General features: G+C 54.0%; 9 protein-coding genes. 4 read left to right on the forward strand and 5 right to left on the reverse strand.

What is annotated here, in order from left to right; all coding sequences use genetic code 11:
* Positions 1-246 precede the first annotated feature (246 nt).
* Positions 247-1,569 (forward strand): IS4 family transposase, encoded by a 1,323-nt coding sequence (locus NAL19_RS15640; protein ID WP_263057828.1) that lies wholly within the window; start codon positions 247-249, stop codon positions 1,567-1,569.
* Between the two features lie 40 nt (positions 1,570-1,609).
* Here NAL19_RS15640 and purL read toward each other — a convergent pair whose 3' ends face one another.
* A complete protein-coding gene (gene purL / locus NAL19_RS15645) occupies positions 1,610-5,497 on the reverse strand; it encodes a phosphoribosylformylglycinamidine synthase (RefSeq protein WP_263057829.1) in 3,888 nt (1,295 codons plus the stop codon).
* Between the two features lie 216 nt (positions 5,498-5,713).
* Between purL and mltF the strand changes: the two genes are divergently transcribed.
* The gene (mltF, locus tag NAL19_RS15650; RefSeq protein WP_263057830.1) at positions 5,714-7,222 is read left to right on the forward strand and encodes a membrane-bound lytic murein transglycosylase MltF; all 1,509 of its coding nucleotides are present in this window, start codon (positions 5,714-5,716) and stop codon (positions 7,220-7,222) included.
* Positions 7,223-7,263: 41 nt separating this feature from the next.
* On the opposite strand, the gene tadA is transcribed toward mltF, so the two are convergent.
* From tadA to murQ, 3 genes are all read right to left on the reverse strand, one after another.
* On the reverse strand, positions 7,264-7,770 hold the full coding sequence (tadA, locus tag NAL19_RS15655) for a tRNA adenosine(34) deaminase TadA (RefSeq protein ID WP_263057831.1): 507 nt from the start codon (positions 7,768-7,770) through the stop codon (positions 7,264-7,266).
* Positions 7,771-7,860: 90 nt separating this feature from the next.
* Complete coding sequence (yfhb, locus tag NAL19_RS15660; protein WP_225085437.1) at positions 7,861-8,499, reverse strand: phosphatidylglycerophosphatase C; 639 nt, start codon at positions 8,497-8,499, stop codon at positions 7,861-7,863.
* A 48-nt stretch (positions 8,500-8,547) separates the two neighbouring features.
* Positions 8,548-9,474 carry an N-acetylmuramic acid 6-phosphate etherase gene (gene murQ / locus NAL19_RS15665; RefSeq protein WP_263057832.1) on the reverse strand — a complete coding sequence of 309 codons (927 nt, stop codon included), beginning with the start codon at positions 9,472-9,474 and terminating at the stop codon, positions 8,548-8,550.
* Between the two features lie 143 nt (positions 9,475-9,617).
* Here murQ and lapG point away from each other — a divergent pair, with 143 nt between their 5' ends.
* Together lapG and lapD are read left to right on the forward strand one after the other, a co-directional pair.
* Positions 9,618-10,307 carry a cysteine protease LapG gene (gene lapG, locus NAL19_RS15670; protein ID WP_263057833.1) on the forward strand — a complete coding sequence of 230 codons (690 nt, stop codon included), beginning with the start codon at positions 9,618-9,620 and terminating at the stop codon, positions 10,305-10,307.
* A 9-nt stretch (positions 10,308-10,316) separates the two neighbouring features.
* Complete coding sequence (gene lapD / locus NAL19_RS15675; protein ID WP_263057834.1) at positions 10,317-12,269, forward strand: cyclic di-GMP receptor LapD; 1,953 nt, start codon at positions 10,317-10,319, stop codon at positions 12,267-12,269.
* 103 nt (positions 12,270-12,372) lie between these two features.
* On the opposite strand, the gene NAL19_RS15680 is transcribed toward lapD, so the two are convergent.
* Positions 12,373-12,717: a tryptophan synthase subunit beta gene (locus tag NAL19_RS15680; protein WP_225085441.1), complete on the reverse strand. Its 345-nt coding sequence runs from the start codon at positions 12,715-12,717 to the stop codon at positions 12,373-12,375.

The following is a 12,717-nucleotide window of genomic DNA, read 5'->3' on the forward strand; positions in this document are numbered from 1 at the left end:
AAAGTAGCCATTTATGTCGCTAAAAACAGACAGCTTTATAACAACACCATGTTACCACTATAAATCAATTAGTTAAGTGTCACCAATTAGAGACAACAAAAAACCAGTACGTCGCAAAAAAACGACAAACGGAGAAAACAGACGTAAAAAAGGGGCCGAAGCCCCTAATGCCGATCGTTTAAGGATCAGTTGAACGATCCAGCCGTTGGTGTACAAAAGGTTCATGACATTCATGGACCTTTTTTTATGCAACTTTCTCAGGCTCTTGGCATTATCAATCTTACTGCGCCGGAACAGATTCATACTCTGGCTGATTTCCTGCCCGTTAGCATGATCGAACAGGCATTTACGCTCACTGATACCGTCACGCTGCGCAAGCGAAAACTCCCCCTTGAGTCCATGGTGTGGCTGGTTATTGGCATGGCTGTATTCAATCAGCGACCTCTTTCCCACATCGTTAATCTCATGGATATCGCCGACCGCTCCGGCTCCCCGTTCATCGCCCCCAGTTCAGTCATACAGCGGCGGAAGACGCTCGGCGAGGCCGCTATCAGGGAACTGTTTGATATCACACAACGACACTGGAACGAACAGGCTCAGCATCCGCAATGGCATGGGCTCAACCTGTTTGCCGTCGACGGCGTGGTCTGGCAAACACAGGATACACCGGAAAATGAGGCGGCCTTCGGCAAGGCTTCGAATCAGTACGGTGACAGAGGCTATCCTCAGGTGAGAATGGCTTGCCTGATGGAGTTGAGCAGCCATCTGATAACCGCCAGTGCGTTCGGCCGTTACGATGTCAATGAGATGCGGCTGGCAGCAGAGCTGACCGAAAAAACACCAGACAACAGCATTACCTTGTTCGATAAAGGGTTTTACTCCGCAGGCTTATTACATCACTGGCAGAGTATGGGAGAAAACCGGCACTGGTTGTTGCCCCTGAAGAAAAATACGCAATATGAAGTGATAAGCAAGCTGGGCAGGCAAGACAGACTGGTGCGGATTAAGACATCGCCGCAGGCGCGTAAACAATGGGCAGAACTGCCGGAGAGCATCACCGCACGGTTGTTAACGAAGACGATAGAGGGAAAAACGCGCGAGGTGCTGACGTCACTGACGGACCCGATGCGTTATCCGGCAGCGGAGGTGAACGCACTTTACGCTCACCGATGGGAAATCGAGTTAGGATATCGCGAGGCGAAACAAGTTTTACTGGGTAACAGGTGGCATTTACGGAGCAAACTGCCGGAAATGGTGAGGCAGGAGTTGTGGGGCGTGCTGCTGACGTACAATCTGGTGCGTTATCAGATGGTGAAAATGGCGTTTAGGCTGAAAGGAGATTACCTGCCGTATCAGTTGAGCTTCAGCGGCGCCCTGACGGAAATCTGGCGATTACTTATCAGTCTGCCGGGTTCATCACCGGGTGCAATACCAGGACATCTGAAGCATTTTTATGAGCAGGCAGTCTATCTGGTATTGCCGTTGCGCAGGGAGCGAAGTTACCCCCGAGAAATCAGGGGAAGACGAGCGAAATATCCGTTAAAAAACAATGCCGGTCACCTTAATTGACCGGCATTAGGCCGAAGCCCCTTCACTATCAGACACTCACTCAGCCGAGCTGTCTGCGTGCATTACGGAACATACGCATCCACGGACCATCCTCGCCCCACTCTTCCGGATGCCAGGAGTTGCTAACGGTACGGAACACACGCTCAGGATGCGGCATCATGACCGTTGCCCGACCGCTGGTGCTGGTGACCGCCGTAATACCGTTTGGTGAACCATTCGGGTTAGCCGGATAGTTTTCGGTTACCTGACCGTAGTGATTGATATAACGCAGCGCCACCAGGCCGTGCTCTTCAATCGCCGCTAAATGTGCATCATCACGGACTTCAACCTGCCCTTCACCGTGTGAAACGGCAATCGGCATACGCGAGCCAGCCATGTCGTTCATGAACAGCGACGGGCTTTTCTCCACTTCGACCAAGCTGAAGCGCGCTTCAAAACGATCAGACTTATTGCGGACAAAACGCGGCCAGAGATCGGCACCCGGAATCAGTTCACGCAGATTGGACATCATCTGGCAACCGTTACATACGCCCAGCGCCAGCGTCTGCGGACGAAGGAAGAATTCCGCGAATTCATCACGCACGCGAGAGTTGAACAGAATGGATTTAGCCCAACCTTCACCCGCGCCTAGCACATCACCGTAAGAGAAGCCGCCGCAAGCAACCAGCGCCTGGAAATCCTGCAAATTACGACGATTTGCCAGCAGGTCACTCATATGGATATCGATCGCATCAAAACCAACGCGATGGAATGCCGCTGCCATTTCGACATGAGAGTTCACACCCTGTTCACGCAGGACAGCCACTTTAGGGCGGACATTCTTAGCGATATAAGGTGCAGCAATATCTTCCTGCGGATCGAAGGTCAGCGACACGTTAAGACCGGGATCGTTATCATCCTGTCTGGCGATATGTTCCTGATCGGCACACTGCGGGTTATCACGCAGGCGCTGCATCTGCCAGCTGGTTTCTGCCCACCAGCGGCGCAACGTTGAACGGCTTTCCTGATAGACCGCTTCCGCACCCTTATTGATGGTAAAACGCGTTCCTTCCTCAGCGTGACCGAGGTAATGCACACAGTCGGCTAACCCATGCAGCGCCAGAACGGCATTCACTTCAGCACGACGTGCAGCAGGAATCTGGATGACGGCGCCAAGCTCTTCGTTAAACAACGTCGCCAGCGTATCTTCACCCTGAGAGGCGATATCGACGGTAATGCCACAGTGGCCAGCAAAAGCCATCTCTGCCAGCGTCACCAGCAAGCCGCCATCTGAACGGTCGTGGTAAGCCAGAAGCGCTTTGTCCGCGACCAGTTGCTGCATAGCGTTAAAGAAGCCCGCCAACTGCTCTGGACTATGCACATCAGCCGTCTTACGACCCAACTGACGATAAACCTGTGCCAGCGCCGTCGCGCCCAGCGCTTTATTGCCTGCGCCCAGATCGATCAGCAACAGCGCATTATCCTGCCCGGTACGCAGCTGTGGCGTTACCGTGTTACGCACGTCTTCAACACGGGCAAACGCAGAGATCACCAGCGACATCGGCGAGGTGACCGCACGATCTTCACTGCCTTCCTGCCAGCGAGTTTTCATCGACATGGAATCTTTACCGACCGGGATCGTCAGACCCAGCGCCGGACACAGCTCCTCACCCACGGCTTTCACCGCTTCGTACAGCCCGGCATCTTCACCTGGGTGCCCCGCAGCCGCCATCCAGTTCGCGGACAGCTTCACGCGAGTCAGTGGGCCAATGTGCGTAGCAGCAATGTTCGTCAGTGCTTCACCGACGGCTAAACGCGCAGAAGCCGCGAAGTTACGCAGCGCCACGGGTGCACGTTCGCCGATAGACATTGCCTCACCGTAATAGCTGTCCAGGCTGGCGGTAGTCACCGCACAGTCAGCCACCGGCACCTGCCACGGGCCAACCATCTGATCGCGCGCCACCATGCCGGTAACAGAGCGGTCGCCAATGGTAATCAGGAAGGTCTTTTCTGCCACCACAGGCAAATGCAGCACGCGCTCGACCGCTTCGGCCAGATAGATTTCGTCACGCTGTAACAGTGCACCTTCAACCCGCTTACGCTCAACGTCACGCAGCATCTTCGGCGTTTTACCCAACAGCACATCCAGCGGCAAATCGATAGGCTTGTTGTTAAAATGACGATCGTTCATCGTCAGATGCAGTTCTTCCGTCGCCTCACCGATCACCGCATAAGGTGCGCGCTCGCGACGACAAATTTCATCAAACTGTGCCAACTGTTCTGGCGCAACAGCCAGAACGTAGCGCTCCTGCGATTCATTACACCAAACTTCCAGCGGGCTCATGCCCGGCTCATCGTTCAGAATATCGCGCAGTTCAAAGCGGCCACCGCGGCCACCGTCGCTCACCAGCTCCGGCATGGCGTTGGACAAACCGCCCGCACCAACATCGTGAATGAACAGGATCGGGTTGGCTTCACCCAACTGCCAACAGCGGTCGATCACTTCCTGACAGCGGCGCTCCATTTCCGGGTTATCGCGCTGTACTGAAGCAAAATCCAGATCCGCATCAGACTGACCCGATGCCATAGAGGAAGCAGCACCACCGCCCAGACCGATATTCATGGACGGCCCGCCCAGAACAATCAGTTTGGCACCAACGCTAATTTCCCCTTTCTTGACGTGATCGGCGCGGATGTTGCCAATGCCGCCCGCCAGCATGATCGGTTTGTGGTAGCCGCGCAGTTCTGTGCCATTGTGGCTATCGACGCGTTCTTCATAAGTACGGAAATAGCCCGTCAGTGCAGGACGACCGAATTCGTTGTTGAATGCCGCGCCGCCCAGAGGGCCTTCGGTCATAATATCCAGCGCGCTGACAATACGCTCTGGCTTGCCAAACTCTTCTTCTTCCCACGGCTGAATAAAGCCTGGAATACGCAGGTTCGAGACGGAGAAACCCACCAGACCCGCTTTCGGCTTGGAGCCGCGGCCTGTTGCGCCTTCATCACGAATTTCACCACCGGATCCTGTTGCGGCGCCCGGCCACGGCGAAATCGCGGTTGGGTGGTTATGCGTTTCAACCTTCATCAGGATATGTGCATCTTCCTGATGGTAAGCATATTGCCCGTTGGTATCCGTGTAGAAACGGCCGACGGCGGATCCTTCCATGACGGCGGCGTTATCTTTATAGGCGGAGAGAACGTGATCGGGCGTATGTTCAAACGTGTTTTTAATCATTTTGAACAGTGATTTCGGCTGAGCGACGCCGTCGATCACCCAATCAGCGTTAAAAATCTTGTGGCGACAGTGTTCAGAGTTCGCCTGTGCGAACATATACAGCTCGATATCGTTAGGATTGCGCCCCAGTTTGGTGAAGGCTTCCAGCAGATAATCAATCTCATCTTCCGCTAATGCCAGCCCCAGACGGACGTTAGCCTCTTCCAGCGCCTGGCGCCCTTGCAGCAGAATTTCGATGCGTTTGAAAGGTGCAGGCTTATGATGAGAGAACAGCGCTTCGGCCTGTTTCAGGTCGCTAAATACGCTTTCCATCATCCGGTCATGCAGCAATGCCCCCAGTTGCTGCCACTGTTCATCGCTCAGCGTAGGCGCATGAATATAGAAAGCCAGACCGCGTTCCAGACGCAGCACTTTGCTTAATCCACAGTTATGGGCGATATCCGTTGCTTTGGAAGACCACGGTGAAATCGTGCCGGGACGCGGCGTGACCAGTAACAGATGGCCTTGCGGCTCGTGCTCCGCGAGAGAAGGACCATACTTCAGCAAACGTGTCAGTTTGGCCTGTTCATCAGTGTTCAGCGGGGCGCTGACATCGGCGAAATGTACGTATTCAGCATAGATATCGCTAACCGGCAAAACGTGCTCTTTGCAGCGGACCAGCAATTTATTAATACGAAAAGCCGATAAAGCAGGTGAACCACGCAGTATTTCCATAATCTAAAGTTCTCTCGTCTTCGATGCTCTGGCTGCGATACAGCCATTGGGCACAACAGGGGGGAAACGCGCACATTATAGAGAATCCTTCCCCCGGACGAAACCGTTTGCGTGGCGATAATTTCATATCGCATCGGGAGAATGATGAATCGGTGACCAAATCAATAAAAGTTGCACACTGGCGGTTTGTTAAGCAAAATGCCCCCACTCTGGGAAATGACGTATAAAAAAACTGCCGTTACAGACAGACAGGCCGCACGGCCGCCGAGAGATAACTATTTGAAGCCTTTAAAATTAAATTATTTTTTCATCGGGATTATCACGTTACTGCTGGCGTTAGCGCTATGGCCTAGCATTCCCTGGCGCAGTAGCCAGGATGCTCAGCTCAGGCAGATCCTCTCACGCGGTGAGTTGCGTATCAGCACCGTTAATTCACCGCTGACTTATGCATTGAGCAACGGATCCCCGACAGGTCTGGATTATGAACTGGCAAAACGTTTCGCCGATTACCTCGGCGTCAAGCTGGTGGTCTCGTCACGTAAGAACCTTGACGAACTGTTTGACGATCTGGACGGTGATGACGCCGACCTGCTGGCTGCCGGGCTGATCTACAACCATGAGCGTCTGGAACGCTTCCGTGCTGGCCCAACCTACTATTCCATTTCACAGCAAATAGTCTATCGCCTCGGCTCGCCCCGTCCGAAAACGCTGGATAAGCTGCAAGGCCGGCTCGTCGTTACATCCGGTTCCGCGCACGCGGCAACCCTGCGCGATCTAAAAGCAGAGAAATACCCGCAGTTGAACTGGGAATCCGCCTCGGACCAGAGCACGCAGGAATTATTGAAGCAGGTTGCTGACGGCAAGCTGGACTACACGCTGGGTGATTCGGTCACGATTGGCTTGATGCAACGCATTCACCCGCAGCTCGCCGTCGCCTTCGATCTCAGCGACGAAGAACCCGTCACCTGGTATATGCGCCGTTCGCACGATGACAGCCTGTCTGCCGCGCTGCTGGACTTCTTCAGCCAGATTGTCGAAGACGGCACGCTTGCGCGTCTGGAGGAGAAATATCTCGGTCACGTGGGCGAATTTGACTATGTCGATACCACCACATTCCTGAGTGCAATTGATGACACACTGCCGGACCTACGCCCGCTGTTTGAAAAATACGCCACCGATATCGACTGGAAGCTGCTGGCCGCCATCTCCTATCAGGAGTCACACTGGAACCCGCTGGCGACGTCACCGACCGGCGTACGCGGGCTAATGATGCTCACACGCAACACCGCAGAAAGCCTGAACGTCACCGATCGCGTCGATCCTGAACAAAGTATTCGCGGTGGCGCGCAGTATATGTCACACATGATGCAGAAAATGCCGGACACCATCCCAGAGGATGAAAAAATCTGGTTTGCGCTGGCGTCCTACAATATGGGGTACGCCCATCTGCTTGACGCGCGTAAATTGACGGAAAAACAGAAAGGTAACCCCGACAGTTGGGTCGATGTGAAAATGCGCCTGCCGATGCTAAGTCAAAAGCGCTATTACACGCAAACCACCTACGGCTACGCGCGCGGACACGAAGCCTATAACTACGTGGAAAACATTCGGCGCTATATGGTGAGTCTGGAAGGTTACCTGATAGAAAAAGAAGCGAAAGCGCAGCAACAGACCCAGATCGCCCAAGGCTACCCTGCCGTGCCGCTCAGCAAGGTACCGGAATAAAAAGCACCGGAATAAATCCGTATGGAAGGGAAAACGCACCGCTACTCCTGCGCGGCGTTTTTGACTGCGGCACGACGGGCTTTATGTTGCTCACGGCGCAGGCGAAAGAAGGCGCTGAGCGTAGCAGAACATTCATCAGCCAGAATGCCGGATTCAATCACAATCTGATGATTCATTCCTGGGTGGCGCAGAATATCCACCAGCGACCCCGCCGCCCCCGTTTTCTCATCTGACGCGCCGTAAACCAGACGACCAATTCGGCTGTGTATCATCGCGCCTGCGCACATAATGCAGGGTTCCAGCGTGACATACAGCGTGGTATCCAGCAGGCGGTAATTTTGCAGCACCAGTCCCCCCTGCCGCAGCGCCATAATCTCAGCGTGCGCGGTAGGATCGTGATGCCCTATCGGCCGGTTCCACCCTTCACCGATCGCGTCGTTATCCAGCACCAGCACCGCTCCAACCGGCACTTCACCTTCATCCTGAGCACGCTGAGCCAGCGTTAATGCGTGGCGCATCCAGTATTCATCGTTACGCAGGCTACTCACGTTTCCTCACTTAGAACCTATCCCATTAGGACTATTTTACTTGCCATTTTGGCGGCGCATTATACCTATATGGATGGCGTATTGAAGGCGTTACTCCAACTGTTGCAGACTGCCTTCGGGCGTCACGCGCCAGCGGTGTTCACAGAAATAAAGCAGCGGATTGTCTTGCTTACTGTCGCTGTAACCGCTGTAGAGCTTGAGCGGCGCGCCCAGACGCTGCTCCATCTGAACGACTTTTTCATGCCCCAGACAACGCAGCGTCAACACCCAGCCGCCGTAGCGGCGTGTAATCTGGCTACCCATCAGGCGAACGCCGGGTAGGAAAGGTGAATCATAATAGACCTGTTCCACCAGCCGCTGCGGCGATCCGGTCACCAGCCAAACCTGCGCATCGCTGTCTTCAAGATAGGTTTTCAGCCGCTGCTGAACCTGTGGAAACGGGATGACATCATGGCGAAACGCGCCGACAAACTGCTTTTCCAGTTGAACCAGTTCATCTTCAGAGCGCCCAAACGTAATCGCCCACAGCAGCCAGCTCATCGGCCAGCGCGCCGCGCGACCGCGAATCAATAATCCCAGTCCAATAATAGGTAATAGCGGGATAACCAAAACCAGATTTAGCGGCAGCCGACGAAGTAAAAAGCGCAGAAAACTGCCAAACATGTCCTGCTGATGCAACGTGCCATCCAGATCAAAAAAAACAATGCGTTGCTCTCGCTTATCACTCAAAACGTTTCTCCCGATTTACCTCAAAATAGCACCGACACCAAAATAATCTTATCCGCCAATCAGCGCCTCACGCAGGTAGCCGTTGTGCTGTTTCAGGCGCTCACGCGCCGCGTCGACATCAATATTAGCCAGAAGCATCAGAATCGCAGGCTTCACTTCGTTATCCGCCTGCACCAGCGCCTGCCGCGCCCTTTCCCGCTCGGCGCCCGTCGCTTCAACGACAATGCGGCAAGCGCGATCCAACAGCTTCACGTTGGTTGCCTTCACATCCACCATCAAATTCTGGTACACCTTTCCCAGCTTAACCATTACGCCGGTAGAAATCATATTCAGGACGAGTTTTTGCGCCGTTCCTGATTTCAGCCGCGTCGAGCCCGTTAACGCTTCCGGGCCAACCACCGGAGAAATCGCCACCTGCGCCTCCTGCGCGATAGGTGAATGTGGATTGCAGGAGATCGCCGCCGTCCGGCAGCCTACATCACGCGCATAGCGTAGCGCGCCAATCACATACGGCGTCCGGCCTGATGCCGCAAGGCCGATCACCATATCCACAGCGGTTAAATCCAGTGCTTTCAAATCCGCTTCACCGAGTGCGGGATCGTCTTCCGCACCTTCCACAGCCTTCAGCAGCGCGCCCGGCCCACCGGCAATCAGGCCGATCACCAACCCGTGTGGTACGCCAAACGTTGGCGGACATTCTGAAGCATCTAGTACACCTAAACGGCCACTGGTGCCCGCACCCAGATAGATCAGCCGCCCACCCGCCTGTAGCGACGCCGTCGACAGATCGACCGCTTCGGCAATCGCAGGTAAAACCTGCGCAATGGCTTCAGGCACTTTCCGATCTTCCTGGTTAAACGCGTGCATCATCTCCAGCGTAGAGAGCTGATCCAACGCCATCGTTGCCGGATTTCTCGTTTCGGAAACCAGTTTCCCTAAATTAAGGTTATCGCCATTCATCACATCTGAATGCATTCCACTACCTCATGCTTTATCTACATGTTTATGACAAACCACTATTTTCACCACTATACTGCTTTTGAGACCTATGAAAGTACGCTATTCTGCATCGAATTCACTCTCCACATTTATCTCGCAAGGTAAACAGAGAAACCTCAGTGCGGCTCCTCGGGTTCAGACTCTCCAGTTACAAGCTCTTCTTTATTAGCTGTCTGCTGTTTCTGCTGGCGGGTTCGCTACGTGCTGACTGGGATTTTATTACCATTAATCAGCGAACCGAGCAGCTTTATGGCCCGGCAACGCCCGATGCTCGTCGCCGAATAGATGAATGGCAGACGCTGCTGGTCAATTCCCGCAATAAAGAGGAAAAAACTCTGCTGAGCAGCGTGAACCAATTTTTCAATGACCATATGCTGTTTCGCGATGATATCGTCGTCTGGAATCAGGAAGATTATTGGGCAACCCCGATTGAAGCACTGCGTAAAGGTGCCGGGGACTGCGAAGATTACGCGCTCGCCAAATATTTTACGCTGCGCCATTTAGGCGTCCCGGCGGATAAATTACGTATTACCTATGTTAAAGCCGTGCGTCTGAATAAGGCGCATATGGTGGTGACTTATTATCCCACGCCCACCTCGATTCCACTGGTGCTGGATAATCTGACCGACAAGATCCAACCGGCGACAGAACGCAATGATTTAGTGCCGGTGTACGCCTTTAATGGCGGCGGGCTATGGCTGCCCGGTGCCAGCGGCAGCAACAAACGCGTCGGTGACAGTAAACGACTTTCACGCTGGCAGGATGTATTAACCAAAATGCGTGCCGAAGGGTTTTTAATTGAGGAGTAAGGGTAGGCTATGTCTCTATACAAACAATTACTGATAGCCATTTGCCTGTTTGTGCTAATTATTTTCAGCGGGAGTTTTTTCGTCAGCCTGGAAAATTCGCGTGAACAGTACAATAACCAGCTTCACTCTCACGCGCAGGATGCCGCCACCGCGCTTGGGCTTTCCCTGACGCCAAATATTGATGACCCGGCAATGGTAGAGCTGATGGTCAGCTCAATTTTCGACAGCGGCTATTTTTCCAGTATTCGCGTGCGAGATTTAAAAACCGGCAACGTCACGCTGGAGCGTACCGCCTCGCCAGATATCCCTGACGTACCGGCCTGGTTTGTCCAGTTAGTGAACCTGCAACCCGGTGCAGGCGAAGCCATCGTGATGCGCGGCTGGGAACAGGCGGCAAAAGTTGAAGTCATCAGCCACCCGATGTTCGCAGTCACCCGCCTGTGGCGCAGCAGTACCGCGTCTTTCCTGTGGCTGCTCGGCTGTGGCACGCTGGGCGTGTTTATCGGCGCGCTGTTCTTGCGCCGTCAGTTACGTCCGCTCGATTATATCGTCGATCAATCGCTGGCAATTACCCGCCGCGAATTCCTTAGCCAGCCAGATTTACCCAATACGCCGGAATTTCGCCGCGTCGCACAGGCGATGAATCTGATGGTCAGCAAGCTCAAAACGCTGTTCGAAGAAGAAGCGGAACGAAGCGAGCGCTTACGTCAGGAAGTCTATCAGGATCCTCAAACAGGGTTGAATAACCGCCGCGCGTTTGACATGCAGTTCAACGATAAGCTGGCTGATGAGGAAACGGCACCTGGATTCCTTATCATGATTCGCGTTCAGGATCTGGCGGGAATGAACCAACGGCTGGGCGGTCAGCGTACCGATGCGCTATTAGCCTCCGTCGGGCATATCCTGCGTAACACACAGAAACAGCATACGAATGCAGAGAGCCTGCTGGCGCGCATCCGCGGGGGAGAATTTGCACTATTCTGCCCAGGGCTGGTCGATAAAGAAGCCTATGCGCTCATTGGCGAACTGACGCGCAATATCGAAACGTTGCATCTGACAGGCGAAACCGACGTTTCCCCTGTCGCCCAATTCGGCATGGTGCCTTTCCGTCCCGGCGATACCGCACAATCGCTATTTATCCAGGGCGATCAGGCGCTCACGCGAGCCGAAAGCAATACCGATACCAGCGCCCCTCATGAGATTCCGTCCGTCAGCGCCGAACAGGTCGAAACCGATCGCCATAGATGGTTTAACCTGCTCGACCCTATCCTTGAACAGGAACGTTTGCAGCTTTTCCTGCAACCCGTCGTCGCCTGTGACGATCCCAGTCGGGTTCTCCATCACAAGGTGCTGGCTCGCATTCAGGATGAGCGAGGAAACAGTATCGCCGCAGGTCGTTTCCTGCCGTGGATCCAGCGCTTTGGCTGGGATACGCGTCTGGATCAGACGATGCTGCGCGAAGTGCTGGACTACCTTCGCCAGCACGACGGCAACCTCGCATTGAGCCTTTCCGGCACTACCGTCCTGAACCTTCATCTGCTCGCCGATCTGCTTGCTCCGCTAAAACACCAGCCGGATGTCGCCAGCCGACTGATTCTGGAGCTGGATGAAAACCAATTGCCAGACAGCGCCCAACTGGAAGCTTTAATCAAGTTATTGAATGAACATGGCTGTGCGCTGGGGCTACAGCATTTTGGTGGGCGCTTTAATATGATAGGCAACTTGTCCCAGTGGGGGCTGGCGCATCTGAAAGTCGATGGCAGCTACATCCGTAATATCGACCAGGAAGACGATAAGCAAATGTTTATCGAGGCGCTGTATCGCGCCACCAACAGCATTGCTCTGCCGCTCATCGCCGAACGTGTTGAAACTGCAGGTGAGATGAAAGTACTTCAGGAGATGGGTTTACAGGGCGCGATGGGACGGCTGCTGGGTGAACCGGCACCTGCGGTTAGAGTCTGATTGGCTAACCGCGTTTAATGCCCCCGGCTTCTCGCTACGATGTTGAGAAGCCGGAAACGGCTGAACGAAACGGTAGACATGGTTTATTCAAAACATGGTCTATTCAAAACATGGTCTCTTCGTCGTCACCAATCAGCTTGTTCAATCCGCCATTTAACGCTTCACGCGCCTGCGCGCGATTAATCAACTTCAGCTGTGCCGCCTGAGGGAAATCAGTAATGCTCACCACACCTTTCTGAATCAACACCTGAATTAAATCCTCCAGCACGCGTACCATTTCCAGATCGCTTTGCCGTAGCTGCTCCAAACTGGACATCGCCGCCTGATGGCTGCGGAACCAGGCCTGTGCCTCGCGCGAATCATCCGGCAACTCGCCATTCATTTCAGGAAAAGGACGCTTTTCTACCTTCATCAGGTGGCCATCACTGTCGCGCTGGATATAAAACAT

Origin of the sequence: Pectobacterium sp. F1-1 (assembly GCF_025643735.1) — a bacterium.
GTDB classification, from domain to species: Bacteria; Pseudomonadota; Gammaproteobacteria; order Enterobacterales; family Enterobacteriaceae; genus Pectobacterium; species Pectobacterium colocasium.

Excerpts from the sequence above, each read along its gene's own strand:
- NAL19_RS15640 (WP_263057828.1), top strand. The coding sequence starts at position 247 with ATGCAACTTTCTCAGGCTCTTGGCATTATCAATCTTACTGCGCCGGAA.
- purL (WP_263057829.1), bottom strand. The coding sequence starts at position 5,497 with ATGGAAATACTGCGTGGTTCACCTGCTTTATCGGCTTTTCGTATTAAT.
- mltF (WP_263057830.1), top strand. The coding sequence starts at position 5,714 with ATGACGTATAAAAAAACTGCCGTTACAGACAGACAGGCCGCACGGCCG.
- murQ (WP_263057832.1), bottom strand. The coding sequence starts at position 9,474 with ATGCATTCAGATGTGATGAATGGCGATAACCTTAATTTAGGGAAACTG.
- lapD (WP_263057834.1), top strand. The coding sequence starts at position 10,317 with ATGTCTCTATACAAACAATTACTGATAGCCATTTGCCTGTTTGTGCTA.
- NAL19_RS15680 (WP_225085441.1), bottom strand. The coding sequence starts at position 12,717 with ATGTTTTATATCCAGCGCGACAGTGATGGCCACCTGATGAAGGTAGAA.